General features: G+C 59.7%; 12 protein-coding genes. 5 read left to right on the forward strand and 7 right to left on the reverse strand.

Annotation, left to right across the window (positions count from 1 at the left end; all coding sequences use genetic code 11):
* Positions 1-138: 138 nt before the first annotated feature.
* From ACNFIC_RS22515 to ACNFIC_RS22525, 3 genes are all read right to left on the reverse strand, one after another.
* Complete coding sequence (locus tag ACNFIC_RS22515) at positions 139-1416, reverse strand: OmpP1/FadL family transporter (RefSeq protein ID WP_138219617.1); 1278 nt, start codon at positions 1414-1416, stop codon at positions 139-141.
* A gap of 146 nt (positions 1417-1562) precedes the next feature.
* Positions 1563-2045, reverse strand: coding sequence for a hypothetical protein (locus ACNFIC_RS22520; protein ID WP_416782074.1), 483 nt, complete (start codon positions 2043-2045; stop codon positions 1563-1565).
* Positions 2046-2289: 244 nt separating this feature from the next.
* Positions 2290-2514 carry a hypothetical protein gene (locus ACNFIC_RS22525; protein WP_138219615.1) on the reverse strand — a complete coding sequence of 75 codons (225 nt, stop codon included), beginning with the start codon at positions 2512-2514 and terminating at the stop codon, positions 2290-2292.
* Between the two features lie 921 nt (positions 2515-3435).
* Here ACNFIC_RS22525 and ACNFIC_RS22530 point away from each other — a divergent pair.
* Positions 3436-3855: a tetratricopeptide repeat protein gene (locus tag ACNFIC_RS22530; protein ID WP_138219614.1), complete on the forward strand. Its 420-nt coding sequence runs from the start codon at positions 3436-3438 to the stop codon at positions 3853-3855.
* 186 nt (positions 3856-4041) lie between these two features.
* Positions 4042-5400: a DNA recombination protein RmuC gene (gene rmuC, locus ACNFIC_RS22535; RefSeq protein ID WP_171030951.1), complete on the forward strand. Its 1359-nt coding sequence runs from the start codon at positions 4042-4044 to the stop codon at positions 5398-5400.
* On the opposite strand, the gene ACNFIC_RS22540 is transcribed toward rmuC, so the two are convergent.
* Positions 5372-8848: a PAS domain-containing hybrid sensor histidine kinase/response regulator gene (locus tag ACNFIC_RS22540; RefSeq protein WP_138219612.1), complete on the reverse strand. Its 3477-nt coding sequence runs from the start codon at positions 8846-8848 to the stop codon at positions 5372-5374. The two genes, rmuC and ACNFIC_RS22540, sit on opposite strands and share 29 nt — an antisense overlap.
* Before the next feature lie 117 nt (positions 8849-8965).
* The gene (locus ACNFIC_RS22545) at positions 8966-10156 is read right to left on the reverse strand and encodes an MFS transporter (RefSeq protein ID WP_416782076.1); all 1191 of its coding nucleotides are present in this window, start codon (positions 10154-10156) and stop codon (positions 8966-8968) included.
* 161 nt (positions 10157-10317) lie between these two features.
* Here ACNFIC_RS22545 and ACNFIC_RS22550 point away from each other — a divergent pair, with 161 nt between their 5' ends.
* Entirely contained in the window at positions 10318-11457 is a 1140-nt protein-coding gene (locus ACNFIC_RS22550; protein ID WP_416782077.1) for a TDT family transporter, read from the forward strand.
* 155 nt (positions 11458-11612) lie between these two features.
* Here the strand turns inward: ACNFIC_RS22550 and ACNFIC_RS22555 are convergent, their stop codons facing one another.
* Complete coding sequence (locus ACNFIC_RS22555) at positions 11613-12611, reverse strand: glycosyltransferase family 2 protein (RefSeq protein WP_416782078.1); 999 nt, start codon at positions 12609-12611, stop codon at positions 11613-11615.
* 220 nt (positions 12612-12831) lie between these two features.
* Positions 12832-13431, reverse strand: a complete 600-nt coding sequence (gene cysC / locus ACNFIC_RS22560; RefSeq protein ID WP_416782079.1) for an adenylyl-sulfate kinase — start codon at positions 13429-13431, stop codon at positions 12832-12834.
* Between the two features lie 361 nt (positions 13432-13792).
* Here cysC and ACNFIC_RS22565 point away from each other — a divergent pair, with 361 nt between their 5' ends.
* Both ACNFIC_RS22565 and ACNFIC_RS22570 read left to right on the forward strand, forming a co-directional pair.
* Entirely contained in the window at positions 13793-14629 is an 837-nt protein-coding gene (locus ACNFIC_RS22565) for an ABC transporter permease (protein WP_416782081.1), read from the forward strand.
* On the forward strand, positions 14619-15950 hold the full coding sequence (locus ACNFIC_RS22570; protein WP_416782083.1) for an ABC transporter ATP-binding protein: 1332 nt from the start codon (positions 14619-14621) through the stop codon (positions 15948-15950). The genes ACNFIC_RS22565 and ACNFIC_RS22570 overlap by 11 nt, the downstream gene beginning before the upstream one ends.
* The last annotated feature ends 2 nt before the right edge of the window (positions 15951-15952 follow it).

The following is a 15952-nucleotide window of genomic DNA, read 5'->3' on the forward strand; positions in this document are numbered from 1 at the left end:
CCTTTCGCGGTCGGTCCGGCGCTCCGGCGAGGTCGCTCCTCCAGAGTCCGCCCGCATTGGCTTGCGCGGTCGGTGTAGAAGCGGCCTAGTGCCGCGAAAGGGCCGCACAGCGGCCCCGGTTTTTTCAGGCGGTAACGCTTAGAAGCGGTAGGTCAGCGACGCGCCAACGCCGTGGGCGCTGTTCTCGTACTTGGCCTGGTAGCTACCCTTGAGTGCGTTTTCGATCGGGCTGTCGGGCTGGTTGTTGACCTTGGTGTCTTCTTCCCACAGGTAGGAGTAGGCCACGTCGATGGTCAGGTCATCCGATGGACTCCAGCCGGCACCGACGCTAAAGATCTTACGATCGCCGGTGGGGATGCGTGGGGAGCGATTGGTGTTGTTGGTGGGCGACTGGTCGACCGAGAAACCGGTGCGCAGGGTCCACTCCTTGTTCAGCTTGTACGAAGCACCGATGGCGTGAGCCCAGGTGTCGTGCCAGTTCTGCTCTTCGCTGATGGTGCCGAACTGCGCCGAAGCGCCCGAGGTCCCCTCGTTGTTGACGGTGATCGCTTCCAGACGGCTCCAGCGTGTCCAGGTGCTGCCGGCGTACAGGGTCCAGCGGTCATCCAGTTCGTGGGTGATCGAGAAGTCGACCGATTCAGGGGTCTTGATCTTCAGGCTCGCGTCAAACTTGCTGTCGTTCAGGCCGAGCACCGGGTAGTTGATCTTGGTCTTGCCTTCGAGCTTGTAGTCCACCATCGAGTGGTAGGTCAGGCCCACGCGGGTACGGTCGGTGGCCTGAACCAGGATACCGATGTTGTAGCCGACTGCAGTGTCGTCACCCTTGATCTTCACTTCACCATCGGCAGGCGCCAGTGGCGAGATGCTAGCCAGGTTCGAGCCCAGTTCACCCTTGATCCGGTTGATGGTCGGGCCGAAACCGATCGAGACTTTGTCGTTGAAGGCATAGCTCACGGTTGGCTGGAAGGTCACCACCTCGACGTGGCTCTTCTTGCCCCAGTAGCGTGCAGCGTCGTCGCTACCGTAGTCGGTCACCAGGCCGAACGGCACGTAGACGCCGAAACCGACGCTCCAGTGATCATCCAGTGGTTTGACGTAGTAGCCCATCGGTACACCGACGAGCGGGACCATGTCGCCGTCGGTTTCCCCCCCTTTGCTGCTGCCCGGCCCGGAGATATCGGACTTGGCGATGACCGCAGCGGCTCCGACGGTGATTTGTTCGCGCTTGAGGCGCGACATGCCAGCGGGGTTGCCATACACGGTGCTGGCATCTTCGGCAGAAGAAGAACGACCCGCGAAACCTGTTCCCATGCCGCTGATGCTTTGTTCGTTGAGAGCGAAACCGCTGGCGAGCAGTTGGCTGGAAGCGACGGCAACGGCGATGCCGAGGGAGGTTTTGAGCATTACTTTTTTCATTATTAGAAACTCCTTGGGTTCTCCGGGGCGAAAAGCTACCAACAAATCACGCTCCACGCTATAGGCCATAACGCAGGAGATAGAGCGGTTTTGTAGGACAATCCGACCAAAATTCCCTTTTTTTCGGTTGTAGATGCGAGTTGCTCTCAAGAGGCCAGAACGTGCGCAGGCTCGATACAGTGTTGCCAGGCTCGGGTGAAGTCGCGCAGACGCCCTTGGGGGTTGAAGGTCTGGCGCCAGATGCGCGCCAGACCGATCAGGTCATCGGCGGGGGGAAGCGCGGTGGCTTGCGCCTCGATCAGCATCCAGGCGATGGCGGTGGCGTAGCGTAGGTTCACGGTTAGCTCCAGATGCGGACCACCGAGGAAGGCGTGCTGACTGGCCAGGCCTCTTACCAGGCTGGCGAGTTCGGGGTCGCGGGCTAGGTAATCGTCCCATAACAACTGGTGACGTTGACCGGTGATGCGGTACAGGCCATGGCCGCGCCGATCATGCAGAGCCGAGCCGAGTGCGGACTGGCTGGCTGCAACCCCCAGTAACAAAGCTTCAGCGCTTTCGCAGTGGCGATTCAGATAGATCAGCGTTGGCCGGATGACGTATTGACTCAACTCGTTCGCAGCGATACCCATGGCGCCCTCATCTGAAAAGGGCCGACGGGCGCTGGAGCTTGGCAGCTGGTGAGTGGTCAGGCCCGCCGGAAGCGGTCAATGCCGCTCGAGTTGAAGTGTAGTGTGATAAGCGTGGCGTAAAGGGCTGTTTTTAAATCGATTGCGGCCTGACGGCACGGGCGATATGCCCGTTGGCAATTACGCCAAGAACCATCAGGCAGCGTGGCCGGGCCTATATTCATGGTGTGAATTTGCCGCCATTCATTCATGCAGTGAGGGATTGGCGGGTACGCTCGATCACGGCCTGCAGGGGTTCTGCGCGGTTGTACTGCTCTGGGTACAGGCGCTCGGTATGGCAGGCTACGCCATGCTCATCGACCAAGGTAAAGCTGAAGCTGCCCTTGCGTGGAGCGACAATAAGGCACTTCAGTGGAGCGAAGGCCTGAGAGAGGGTGCCGAAGGCGGTTTGGATCTGTTGTTGTTTGCTCATGGTTTGGATGTTCCTGCGTAAGACACGGATTTCGATCCGTGCACAATAGAAACGTTCCAGTGACGTCTTTATTAAGGAGACGCAGAACCTGACTGGAACAGGACAGCCAGAGGGGCGCATATCAAGTGGGCGCTGGGCTGGCTGGTAGGTACGACAAAAGGCAGGCAGCACACCGGTGCCAGGGTTCTAGGCGCCGGGGAAGATCCTGATCAATCTGATACGTGATTCGCGCTCGGGCAGTGTGCTGCGGAGTGAATCAGCGAATGGGCCGGTCGGGAGGGGCAGCGTCGCTGCGAAGACCTTGGGGCCTGAATTGACTTTCAGCTGGGTACTAACCAGACGCACCCTACAGCAATGTAGCTAAGCTGACAAGCTTTTTTAGCCGGATTTCGTTAAGCCGACCATTATGCCGATTTCACAGCCTGCTGTGAAGCGGGTAAAACCCCGTTTCAACACAGTGAATGTGCTGTTTTCGTGCAGGGACGTGCTGCTTGCCGGTGCACTTGTACACACTTGGCGTGCCAGTTGTAAGCGGCTTGCACCACGCTAAGGATGCTTCGCCAATGCCTTGACTGACCGCTTAAGTCAATGAAAAAAAACACTAATTTTGACTGGTGAAAAAATCGTCAGTTTGACTGTAAGCCCCATTTTGCAAGGGTTTGCGGGCTATGGCAGGGGGTTGTCCACCGAGTTATCCACAGGATCTGTGGATTGTCCAAAGCACTTGCTCTAGCACGGGCGTGCCAGCTGTTTGCAGAAATGTCCGACAATCGGTCGCAGGCTTGCGTATGTGCATTCTTGCTATCCAGGCGTCAAGAAAAAACCATCGAAAAAAAAAGTCCATGGCAGTGCATCGGCCGGGTCAAGCGCATGAAAAAGGCGTAGAGTGGCGCGCCTCTCGAGTCATCATCGCTGTCGGTCATGAAGCTTCGCGGTAAACCCCACGCACGTCCCGTTGCCTGTACAACACGGTCTGAAAAAAAACACTTCTCCTTGAAAGTGGCCCTGTGGCTGCTCGATAGCCCTCGTCTGGGCGACAAACCCAGCGTCAAGCACCTGGCTGGACGGATGCTCAAGCAGCCGGCACGCCAAGGTGTGGTCGTGGCCCAGAGTCGCCTGGGGCAGATGCTGTGTCGTGAATGTGGCAATGCGCGGGATCGGCGCATCGGCCATGAGCTGTTGCGCCAGGCCGCCCGTGCAGGCGACCGCCGCGCCCAGTTGGAGTACGCTCGTCTGTGCCAAGGCCAGGCGCCCGAGCAGGCGCGCTACTGGCTGGAATTGGCAGCCGGCCAGGGCTCGCAAGAGGCGCGGCGGTTGCTCAGGCAAGGCGCTCAGGACTGAAGCCTGCGATGGCGCCCGAACAGGCAGCCCGATAAGCTGCGCTGCATTCGTCTATGATCGTGCGGGGTAAGCATGGCAGTGGATCTGACCAGCATTGTGCTGGGCGTATTGGTGGGGGTCTTGCCATGTCTGGGGTGGGTCATGCAGGTCCAACGCCGCCAGGGCGCCCACAGCGCTGAGCGGACGCTGCTCGAAGAGCGCCTGAACAGCGCGGTGCTGGCCCAGGAGGGCCTGCAAGCGCAACTGGAGGCCAGCCGCGACGAGATCAGCGACCTCAGCGAAGCCAATACGCTCAAGCAGACCCAACTGGCCGCCCAAGGCCGGGAACTGGAACTGTTGCAGATCGACCGCGACAACGCCCGTGACGCCGCCCACGCCTGGCACCTGGAGCGGGCCAACCGCGAAGCCGAACTGCGCCGCCTCGAAGCCCAGGCCGCGCGCCTTGAGGCTGAGCTGCGCGAGCAGCAAGACAGCCACCAGCAGCGTCTGGAAGACCTGCAAGGCGCGCGCGATACGCTTCGGGCTCAGTTCGCCGAACTGGCCGGCAAGATCTTCGACGAACGCGAGCAGCGTTTCGCCCAGACCAGCCAGCAGCACCTGGGCCAACTGCTCGATCCGCTCAAGGAGCGCATCCAGGCCTTCGAAAAGCGCGTCGAGGAGAGCTATCAGCAAGAAGCCCGCGAGCGTTTTTCGCTGAGCAAGGAGCTTGAGCGCCTGCAACAGCTGAATCTGCGCCTGTCCGACGAAGCCACCAACCTGACCCAGGCGCTCAAGGGCCAGAAGACCCAGGGCAACTGGGGCGAGCTGATTCTGGAGCGCGTGCTGGAGCACGCGGGGCTTGAGAAGGGCCGCGAGTACCAGACTCAGGTCAGTCTCAAGAGCGCCGATGGTGAGCGCTTCCAGCCCGATGTGCTGATCATGCTGCCGGGCGACAAGCAGGTGGTGGTCGACGCCAAGGTCAGCCTCACGGCCTATCAGCAGTTCGTCGCCAACAATGACGAGGCCGCCCTCAAGCAGCACGTGCAGTCGCTACGCAGTCACGTGAAGGGGCTGTCGAGCAAGGACTACAACCGCCTCGATGGCCTGCACAGCCTGGATTTCGTGCTGCTGTTCGTGCCCATCGAAGCGGCGTTCTCGGCAGCCTTGCAGGCCGAGCCGAACCTGTTCCAGGAAGCCTTCGACCGGCAGATCGTGATCGTCAGCCCCACCACGCTATTGGCCACCTTGCGGGTGATCGACAGCTTGTGGAAACAAGAGCGGCAAAGCCAGAACGCGCGTGAGATCGCTGAGCGCGCCGGCTGGCTGTACGACAAGTTCGTGCTGTTCATCCAGGATCTGGACGAGCTGGGCAGCCGCCTGGCCCAGGTGGACAAGGCCTATGCGGCAGCACGTAACAAGCTCTGCGAAGGGCGCGGCAACCTGGTCAGTCGCAGTGAGCAGCTCAAGCTGCTTGGCGCCCGTGCCAGTAAAAGCCTGCCGAGCGAGCTGATCGAGCGCGCCCTGAGCGACGAAGTGCTTACTGCACCAGGCTCAGATGCCGATTGAGCAAGGCGCGCAGGGCGGCCGGCTTGACCGGCTTGGCCAGGTAGTCCAGGCCTGCAGCATGCACCAGGGCGATGGTTTCGTTGCGCCCGTCGGCGCTGATCACCACCCCCGGCACAGGCTCGCCCAGTCGCGCGCGTAGCCAGCCCATGAGTCCCGTGCCGGTCTCGCCATCGTCCAGGTGATAGTCCACCAGCGCCAGGTGCGGACGCAGCCCATTGCTCAGCAGCGCCTCGCATTCGGCCTGGTTGCGCGCGGTGGACACTTGGCAGCCCCAGCGGCTGAGCAGGCTGTTCATGCCGATCAGGATGCTGTCTTCGTTGTCCACGCACAGCACCTGCAATCCGGCCAGCGGCTGGCCAGCCTGCTCGACTGGCGCGGGTGCCACGGGGGCGGCGCTGCGGGCAATCGGCACGCCGACCCGGAACACCGTGCCCTTGCCTGGCCATGAGCGTACTTGCAACGGGTGGCCGAGCACCCGGCACAGGCCGTCGGCAATCGCCAGGCCCAGGCCCAGGCCTTTTTCAGCGCGGGTCTGGTGGCTGTCCAGGCGCTTGAATTCCTGGAAGATCACTTGCAGCTTGTCGTCGGCGATGCCCGGGCCGCGGTCCCAGACTTCCAGCCACAGTTGCCCGCCTTGGCGGCGTGCGCCCAGCAGGATTGGCCCTTTGCCGTAGCGCAACGCGTTGGTGAGGAAGTTCTGCAGCACTCGGCGTAGCAGTTTCATGTCGCTTTCGATGCGTAGGCGGCTGCCACGCAAGCGGAATGTCAGGCCCTTCTCGGCCGCCAGTACCTTGAACTCGGCGCCGAGGGTGTCGAACAGATCGTTGAGGGCGAAGGCCTTGGGATCCGGGGTGATCTTGCCGTTCTCCAGGCGCGAGATGTCCAGCAGGTCGCTGATCAGCTCTTCGGCCGAGCGCAGCGAGCTGTCCATGTGCTGCACCAGTTGCTGGGCCTCCTCGTTCATGCCCTCGGCTTGCTGCGACAGCGCTGCGGAGAACAGCCGCGCGGCGTTGAGCGGCTGCATCAGGTCATGGCTGACGGCGGCCAGGAAGCGGGTCTTGGACTGGCTTACGGCTTCGGCGCGGCTTTTGGCCTCGGACAGCGCCTGGTTGAGCTGCGACAGCTCGTGGGTGCGCTCGGCCACCCGTTGTTCAAGGCTTTCGTTGGCATCGCGCAGGGCCTGCTCGGCTTCGCGGAACGGGGTGATGTCGGTAAAGCTCATGACGAAGCCACCGCCGGGCATCGGGTTGCCGATCAGCTCGATCACCCGGCCGTTGGGGAACAGGCGCTCGGAGGAGTGGGCGCGGCCCTGGCGCATCCAATGCAGGCGGCGTGCCACGTGCACTTGTGCCTCGCCCGGGCCGCACAGGCCGCGCTCGGCGTTGTAGCGGATGATGTCGGCAATCGGCCGGCCAACGCTGATCAGCCCGTCCGGGTAGTTGAACAGTTCCAGGTAACGACGGTTCCAGGCGACCAGGTGCAAATTCTGGTCGACCACGCTGATGCCCTGGTTGATGTTCTCGATCGCCCCTTGCAGCAAGGCACGGTTGAACTGCAGCACCTCGCTGGCTTCGTCAGCGATGCGCACCACGTCTTCGAGCTGCATCTCGCGGCCTTCGATGGCGGCCTTGACCACCGCACGGGTCGAGGAGGTGCCCAGGACGCCAGCCAGCAGCCGTTCCGTGTGCTCGATCCAGTCGCCATCGGCGTTCTGGTTGGGGTTGAAGCCCCTGCCTTGGCGGTAGGCGAAGCGGATGAAACTCTGGCGGGCGCGTTCTTCGCCGACGAAACGTGCGGCCAGATTCAGCAGGTCGTCGATCTGTACCGCCAGCAGCGGTTTGCTGCTGGGGCGGGCGCTGGTCTGCTGGCCGATGAAGGCCCCGGCCTGCCAGTGCTCGGACACCCGTGTACGCGACAGGATCGAAACCCAGGCGAACAGCGTGAAGTTACCCGCCAGCGACAGCACCACGCCCTGGGTCAGTGGGGTGATCGGCAGGTCCAGCGGGTTGCCGTGCAACCAGGCCAGGCCCGGGAACACGTTCAGCGACCAGCCGAGGCTATGCGCGGCAATCGGCAGCACCAAGGTGTAGAACCACAGGAAGATACCGGCAGCAAGCCCAGCGAATACCCCGCGGCGGTTGGCTTGCTTCCAGTACAGCGCACCGAGCATGGCGGGTGTGAGCTGGGTGACCGCAGCGAAGGCGATTTGGCCGATGGTTGCCAGGCTTGCAGTGGACCCCAGCAGTCGGTAGCTGACATAGGCCAGCAGCAGGATCACCACGATGGTGACCCGGCGCACCGACAGCATCCAGTGGCGGAACGCCTCGAAGGGCCGCTCGGCATTGTTGCGCCGCAGCAGCCAGGGCAGCAGCATGTCGTTTGAAACCATGGTCGAGAGCGCCACGGCCTCGACGATGACCATGCCGGTGGCCGCCGAAGCGCCGCCGATGAATGCCAGCAGCGCCAGGCTCGGGTGCGCCTCGGCCAGCGGCAGGCTGATCACGAAGGAGTCGGAGATCACCGTGCCGGGCAGCAGCATTTGTCCGGCCAGGGCGATCGGCACCACGAACAGTGCCGCCAGCCCCAGGTACAGCGGGAACACCCAACGCGCCAGGCGCATGTCCTGGGGCTCGATGTTCTCGACCACGGTCACGTGGAACTGACGCGGCAGGCAGATGATTGCCATCATCGCCACGGCGGTCTGCACCACCATCGATGGCCAGTTGATGGTTTCTTGCCAGTAGCTGTCCAGGTGCACCGAATGGCGCGCCTGGGTCAACAGGTCATCGAAGCCATCGTACAGGTTGAACACCACGAAGGCGCCGACTGCGAGGAAGGCCAGCAGCTTGACCAGCGATTCGAAGGCGATCGCCAGGACCATGCCCCGGTGGTGCTCGGTGACGTCCAGGCTACGGGTGCCGAACACGATGGCGAACAGCGCCAGCACCAGCGACACCACCAGCGCGGTGTCCTGCACGCGGCTGCCGGTGGCGTCGGCGTTGGCGCCGATCAGCAGGTTCACACCCAGCACGATGCCCTTGAGCTGCAAGGCGATGTAGGGCAGCACGCCGACCAGGCAGATCAGTGCCACCACCACCGCGAGGGTCTGCGACTTGCCGTAGCGGGCGGCGATGAAGTCGGCGATGGATGTGATGTTCTGCTGTTTGCTGATCAGCACCATTTTCTGCAGCACCCAGGGCGCGAACATCAGCAGCAGCACCGGGCCCAGGTAGATGGGCAGGAACGCCCAGAGCTGCTCGGCGGCCTGGCCGACCGCGCCGAAGAAGGTCCAACTGGTGCAGTACACCGCCAGCGACAGGCTATACACCCAGGCGCGCAGGCGCGGCGGCAGCGGCGTGCTGCGGCGGTCACCGTAGAAGGCGATGGCGAACATGATGGCCATATAGGCCAGGGCGACCACGGCGATCAGCCCGCTGGACAACGACATGCAAACTCCGAGGCAATGAATAGAACGCGGTCCCGATCAATCAGTCTGGCACGCAGCGCAGGGTTCGTCAGCGCAGACCATGGTCGCAGTGGCAGGACGTCGCAGTCCGCGCCGACCTCAGCGTTTTAACGGGGTGCGCGTGCCTAGCCAATAGAAAACCGTCGCCATCAGCACCGATCCGATCAATAGGTAGAACACCGCCTGCGGCGTCATCGAGCCCAGCGTCGCGCCCACCAGCATCGGCCCCAACCCAGCCCCCAGATTGGACAGGTTCTGCGCGCCATAGTAAATGCCGCGCAGTGGCTCCGGCGCGATCAGGTCGATGAACATGAACTCGGCCGGGATCACGATGATCTCGCCGAGGGTGAACACCAGCATGGCCAGGCACCAGGTCGGCACCGAGTCGGCCACCGAGAATCCCAGCAGCCCGACGATGAACAACCCCATTCCGGCCAGCAACCAGGGCATCAAGTGTTGGCGGGTGATGCGCCGGCCGACCAGGTATTGCAGGGCGATCACCGTGACCGCGTTGGTGCTTACCAGATAGCCGGCCAGGCGTGCCACACGCGCCGGGTCCTGGGTGGTCACGACCAGGTACTGCGACAGATAGGCGGTGAACTGGCCGAACACCACCGCGCTGAGTACGCCGCCCAAGGTGAAGCAGACCAGCCGTCGATCGCGCAGCAGCACCAAGGCGACCTGCACGAAGCCTGCCGCAGGTGCTTCGTCGGTGCGGCTCAGCAGCTCGCGCTCGCCCAGGCGTTGGTAGAACAGGCCAAGGCCCAGGCCGATCAGGGCCGAGAGGTAGAAGGGCAGATGGTCGCTGGCTTCGATCAGCAGCACCCCAAGCATCGGCCCGCCGGCCCAGGCAATGTTGTTAAGGGTGTACTTGATGGCGAACACCTCGCCGCGTGCCTCGACCGGCAGCAGGGCGCAGAAGCCAGCCTTGGCGGCCAGGTCCACCACGGTCTGTGCCAGGTAGGCCAGGACCAGGAAGCAGAAGAACGGCAGCGCCGTGGTGCTGGCCACGATGCCCACGAAAGACAGGGCGAACAGCAGCGTGCAACTGACGATCAGCGTGTGGTTGCGCAGGGTATCGACCAGGTGCCCGCCATACAGCGCCAAGGCCGACGAGACGAACATCGCGCCGCCGACCAGCACGCCGACCTGGGCGACCGACAGGTCCATGTGTGCCGACAGGTAGGCCACCAGGTAGGGCAGGGTGAGTGCACGCGCCAGGGTCAGGGTGAAGGTGGTGATCAGCAGCAGGCGTACTGGCTGGGGGTAGCCTTTGAGAGCGGCAAGCATGACGCATCCTTGTGAGCGGAAAGCCGGCCCAAGCATATGCCAGGGCGCAGGGTTAAGCCTATATCTGTAAAGCAGATAACAGTTAGAGAAAATACGCGTTATATAGATATTCTTTTACGGCATAAGATGAATCCACCTTACAAAAGGCCGGAGACAACCCCATGCCCTGCACCCAGCCCCGCGCCGCCAGTTGGCGCCCCTTCAGCCAACTGGCCCATCCCCTCGAAGTGATCCGCCAGTTCACCCCCAACTGGTTCGCCGCGACCATGGGCACCGGCGTACTGGCATTGGCCTTCCATCAGTTGCGCATCCCGCTGCTCGATAGTCTGGCCGAGGGCCTGTGGTGGTTGAGCATCGGCCTGTTCGTTCTGTTCTGCGTGCTGTACGGCGCGCGTTGGGTGCTGTTCTTCGACGAGGCGCGGCGCATCTTCGCGCATTCCACCGTGTCGATGTTCTTCGGCACCATCCCGATGGGCCTGGCCACCTTGCTCAACGGTGCGCTGGTGTTCGGCCTAGCCCGTTGGGGCGAAGCCGTGGTGCCATGGGTGCAAGCGCTGTGGTGGCTGGACGTGGGCCTGGCACTGCTGTGCGGCGTGGCGATTCCGTACCTGATGTTCACCCGCCAGGAGCACAGCATCGACCAGATGACCGCCGTGTGGCTGCTGCCGGTGGTGGCGGCGGAGGTGGCCGCCGCCAGCGGTGGCCTGCTGGCGCCGCATCTGGCGGATGCGCACCGGCAGTTCCAGGTGCTGGTGACCAGCTACGTGATGTGGGCGGTGTCGTTGCCGGTGGCGTTCAGCATCCTCACCATCCTCATGCTGCGCATGGCGCTGCACAAGCTGCCTCCGGCCAATATGGCGGCGTCCAGCTGGCTGGCCTTGGGGCCGATCGGCACCGGTGCCCTGGGTATGCTGGTACTCGGCAGCGACGCCCCGGCGGTGTTCGCCGCCAACGGTCTGGGCAGCCTGGGCGAGGTGGCCCGCGGCCTGGGCCTGGTGGCGGGGATCGTGCTGTGGGGCGCGGGGTTGTGGTGGTTGCTGACAGCGGTGCTAATCACCCTGCGCTACCTGCGCCAGGGCATGCCGTTCAACCTGGGCTGGTGGGGCTTCACCTTTCCGCTTGGGGTGTACTGCATGGCCACCTTCAAGCTTGCTCAGTGGCTGGGACTTGGGTTCTTCAGCGTGTTCGCTCAGGTGCTGGTGGTGGCGCTGGCAATGCTTTGGGTGCTGGTGGCCAGCCGTACCGTGCGCGGGGCATGGTGCGGCGAGCTGTTCGTCTCGCCGTGCATCGCCATGCGCTGAGGTAGCGCTATCAGTAGCATTGCTGAAGGTAAAGAGAATGGTCTGGTGGAGTTCAGAAGAGAAAAGTTCCCGGTCGCTCGCAGTCAGTCGAAGTTAGATATGTTGCCTGTGTGCCTGCCTACTCTTTTTCGCTACTCGTCTTGCATGCGACCAAGTCAGATCTTCCGCAGCAGTGTCGCCAAGGCTAGCCCTAAGTTACCGAGGAGTGTCTGGCGATAAAGGCCTGTCCTGAGCATATTCAAAACGCGTGCAGGCAGCCGCTGTTTTCGAGTGCGTTTGAAGAGCGCGAGTGTTTTGCGGTGTTCCTCGCTAAGTTGGTGGCACATCGATTCGAGCGCTTTTATATTTTGAGTGTTCCAGTCATAAAATCGACCCTCGAAAACCATCACAAGGCGTTGTGCTCGCGCCCGCCAGTCGGCGTTGCTACCTATGATGTTGCCGGTATGCTGCCGGTAGAGCACCTGAGGGACCGGGTCGTAGTGCACGATGCCCCCAGCCCCGCAGACCAGTTGATAGCACCACCAGTCATGCGAAGGAACGGTAAGGTGTGCCCCGGCTTTAACGATTAGCGCCCGCGCTGCTTTGTTGAAAAGCATGGTATTGCCTCCAGCAATACTTTGTATTAAAGCGTTTTTGAAGTGGGGCGGGCGAGAGAAATTCGGAGACATGCCAATGTGGCTATTATCCTCATCGATGAGTTGGGTGCGTCCGCAATAAATGGCCGGTATATGTGGGGGCACCTCCTGCATCCACTTTACGGCAACCTCTAGTTTTTCATCTTTCCATATATCGTCTTGATCGGACCAAGCGTAGTAGTCTGCTTGAATGTCCGAGCGGCAGCTTAAAGATAGAAAATTTCGTACGAAGCCCGCTCTAGGTCCCTCGATCACTTGGCATTTTTGCCGACGATTGGAGAGGGTATAGGTTTCTAGTAGAGAGAGTGTTTCGTCCGATGAGCCATCGTCAGAGACGTGCAGCGACCATTGAGTGTGAGTTTGCCGAACAAAGGACTCAAGTTGCTGTGGTAAAAATTTGGCGCCATTGTACGTGCACATCAGGATCGCGACATGCGCAACGTTGCCTGTCGGTCCTGTGGGGTGCTCGCCGGATGTGTTGTATGAATCACCCTCAGTACTATGGTAAACACTATTCATGATGCGCCATCCGTAGCGAGTCGGCTATTTTCCTATCTGATGCTAATTTTGTGCCGACGGAAAGGCGGCTATTAAATGGAGGCATAATTTTTATTGGAATGTAATGGAGAGTGGCTTTTCTCTCGCGCCGTCCATTTTTTGATTGAGTCATGATGCCTTGATTGCGTATAATTTTTCGTAAGGGGTGAGCGCATTATGGTCTGTTGCATCTCATGGGGCGTCATGCGCGCGCTGTTAGGAAATCCATGATACGCCTGACCGCATCCTCAACGGATTCTTCGACGGTACAAATTCTTATGTCTGGATTCAGAGGCGGCTGATAGTCTGAATCAATGCCGGTGAAGCTTTTTAGCTGGCCGTTTCTAGCCTTGTTGTAAAGTCCTTTTGGGTCTCGGCGCTCACACTCTTCAAGTGGGGTGTCAATGAAAACTTCGATAAAATCACGATCGCCGATGATTTGCCGGGCTGCTGCTCGGTTTTGCAGAAAGGGCGAAATGAAGGCTGTAATGACGATTAGGCCTGAGTCGACAAACAACTTGGCAACCTCGGCAACACGGCGAATATTTTCTTCTCGCGCCTGATCGCTGAAGCCCAGGTCACGGCACAAGCCGCTACGGATGTTGTCTCCATCCAGCAGGTAGGTATGTTTGTGCTGTGCAGCCAGTGCCACTTCGAGTGCATTGGCTATCGTCGACTTGCCGGCGCCACTGAGGCCCGTCATCCATATTGCGCTGGGCCGTTGCTGCTTGAGATGCGCTCTCGCATCTCGCGATACCGAGGTTTGATAGTAGTAGGTTTCGCTCAACACGTGCCTCTCCATGGGGCTGCTGGCTTTACACGGTCTGCTGCTCGCTGCGCTACAAATGCTTGTCGCGATCAGCCGCGCCGTTGGTATTAAGGGGCTGCCGCACCATCCTACCACAGCGCGTGCGGCGCTCAGCAATTTGCTGGGACTTGAGCAAAAAAAGACGTATCGTATATGGGTTTCCTGTGCCGGACGGATGACGGCGGCACGCGTAATGAGTAGCCTGCACCCCTCGCGCGTCAGTAGCATGCTGGGCTGCGTAGCCCCAAATCAGAAACGAGCAGTATGAACACATTGGACTGGATTTCATCATGATGTGTATCTCTATCAGAGGCGATGCTATTCCCCGCGCTTCAGTATTCGGAGCGGAAAATTAGTGAATCCTCATGCTTTGCCTTCGCTTTCTCCTCGTGCCATGGTTGAAAGTTTGTGGCGTTCCCGGCAATTGGTTATTCGTATGATCAGGCGTGACGTTATTGGTCGATACAAGGGCTCGGTTTTGGGGTTGGGGTGGTCATTTGTCTATCCCTTGCTTATGTTGAGCGTTTATACGTTTGTCTTTTCCATCGCATTCAAGGCCCGCTGGGGGGGCGAGCATGCGGCAGAGGAAAGTAAGGTGATGTTTGCAATTGTGCTATTTGTTGGCATGATTGTGCACGGTTTGTTTTCGGAAGTTCTAAATCGTGCTGCTGATGTGATTAACCATAATGTAAATTATGTAAAAAAAGTTGTCTTTCCGCTCGAAATTTTGCCTGTGGTGGTTGCCGGTGTGGCAGCATTTCATGCACTGGTTAGTCTCGTCGTATGGTTACTGGCTTACGTTGTACTCATCGGTATGCCCGCTTGGCAGGTGATTTTCTTTCCGCTAGTAGTCGCTCCGTTGATTTTGCTTTCTATTGGGGTTGCGTGGGTGTTGGCTTCCATGGGCGTATACCTGCGAGATGTCGGTCAGACGGTATCTATTGTCACCACCATACTGTTGTTTTTGGCGCCGGTGTTCTACCCTGTCGAGTCGCTGCCGGCTAGTGTGCGTCCATTGATTATGCTCAACCCCCTGACATTCGTTATTGAACAGTCCAGGGCGGTTTTGATATGGGGGCAGTTACCTGACTTTGTTGGTTTGTTGCAGTATTTTATCTGTTCTTTGGGTGTGTTCTGGGGGGGGTTCATCTGTTTCCAGAAAGCTCGTCGAGGTTTTGCCGATGTCCTCTGAAGTTGCGATAAAAGTCAGCAATATTGGTAAACGCTTCCGAGTATACGATAGTCCGCGGGCTCGCCTGATGCAGGCCTTTCGCAGGAAGCCGTGCTACAAAGAGTTTGTTGCGCTTGACGGTGTGTCGTTGGTCATCAACAAGGGTGAGACAGTTGGCATCGTCGGACGCAATGGTAGTGGAAAGTCGACGTTACTGCAGATCATCTGCGGGACGTTGACGCCCAGTAGTGGCGAAGTCTTGACTCATGGGCGCATTGCAGCTTTGCTTGAACTGGGAGCAGGCTTCAACCCGGATTTCAGTGGTCGCGAAAACGTTTTTATGAATGCTGCGGTACTTGGGCTCAGTGACGTTGAAATCGCAGAGCGTTTTGCATCTATCGAAGCCTTTGCGGAGATTGGTGATTTTATAGATCAGCCGGTAAAAAACTATTCAAGTGGAATGAAAGTTCGACTGGCTTTCGCTGTGGCCATCAACGTGGATCCGCAGATACTGATCGTTGATGAAGCACTTGCAGTCGGTGACGAGCTGTTTCAAAGAAAATGCTATGCTCGCATCGAAAATATTAAAGCGCAGGGGGCGACTATTCTCTTTGTTTCCCATGCCAGTAATACCGTATTGAGTTTGTGCGACCGCGCCATTCTGCTAGACGCTGGCCGCAAGCTCAGTGAAGGTTCGCCCAAGGCCGTAGTTGGGTTGTATCAACGTCTGCTCAATGCACCTCCTGACAAAGCAGGCGAAATACGTCAGCGTTTGCTCGATGGTCAGGGTGAGGTTGTGCCCAGCGGTGACTTACCGCGAGCGTCCAGCGAGTTGGTCGCCGCGCCGGGTGAGGATTATCTTGATCCTCACTTGGTCTCCAAAACTGCTCTGTCCTACGAGTCTCGTGGTGCATATATTAGCAGTCCGATGATAATCAATGCTCACGGTCAGCAGGTGAATTGTCTCAAGGCTGGCGAGCGCTATCGCTATCAGTATCTCGTAAAATTCGAGCGCTCTGCGAACAATGTGCGCTTTGGCATGTTGGTCAAAACTACCACGGGTGTTGAGCTGGGTGGCGCTACCTCGGCCAAGCAAGTATTTGACGGAATTTCTCATGTTGAAGCGGGTTCTGTATTATTGATGGAGTATAGTTTCGTTTGCAGATTGAATGAGGGCGTGTACTTCCTCAATGCCGGTGTCTCGGGCGATTGTGGAGAGGGCTTTCACCATTTGCATAGACTGGTGGATGCGCTGTGTTTCAGAGTCAATCCACAACCTGACCGTTTTGGTCTTGGTGTTGTGGATTTTTCCTGTTCTCCGGAATGGTCGCTAATGGGGTAAGC

It is taken from the genome of Pseudomonas sp. NY15463 (assembly GCF_048068415.1).
Lineage (GTDB): Bacteria > Pseudomonadota > Gammaproteobacteria > Pseudomonadales > Pseudomonadaceae > Aquipseudomonas > Aquipseudomonas mosselii_C.

Coding starts and splice junctions, on each gene's coding strand:
- ACNFIC_RS22515 (WP_138219617.1), bottom strand. CDS start 1,416: ATGAAAAAAGTAATGCTCAAAACCTCCCTCGGCATCGCCGTTGCCGTC.
- ACNFIC_RS22520 (WP_416782074.1), bottom strand. CDS start 2,045: ATGGGTATCGCTGCGAACGAGTTGAGTCAATACGTCATCCGGCCAACG.
- ACNFIC_RS22525 (WP_138219615.1), bottom strand. CDS start 2,514: ATGAGCAAACAACAACAGATCCAAACCGCCTTCGGCACCCTCTCTCAG.
- ACNFIC_RS22530 (WP_138219614.1), top strand. CDS start 3,436: ATGAAGCTTCGCGGTAAACCCCACGCACGTCCCGTTGCCTGTACAACA.
- ACNFIC_RS22540 (WP_138219612.1), bottom strand. CDS start 8,848: ATGTCGTTGTCCAGCGGGCTGATCGCCGTGGTCGCCCTGGCCTATATG.
- ACNFIC_RS22545 (WP_416782076.1), bottom strand. CDS start 10,156: ATGCTTGCCGCTCTCAAAGGCTACCCCCAGCCAGTACGCCTGCTGCTG.
- ACNFIC_RS22550 (WP_416782077.1), top strand. CDS start 10,318: ATGCCCTGCACCCAGCCCCGCGCCGCCAGTTGGCGCCCCTTCAGCCAA.
- ACNFIC_RS22555 (WP_416782078.1), bottom strand. CDS start 12,611: ATGAATAGTGTTTACCATAGTACTGAGGGTGATTCATACAACACATCC.
- cysC (WP_416782079.1), bottom strand. CDS start 13,431: ATGGAGAGGCACGTGTTGAGCGAAACCTACTACTATCAAACCTCGGTA.
- ACNFIC_RS22570 (WP_416782083.1), top strand. CDS start 14,619: ATGTCCTCTGAAGTTGCGATAAAAGTCAGCAATATTGGTAAACGCTTC.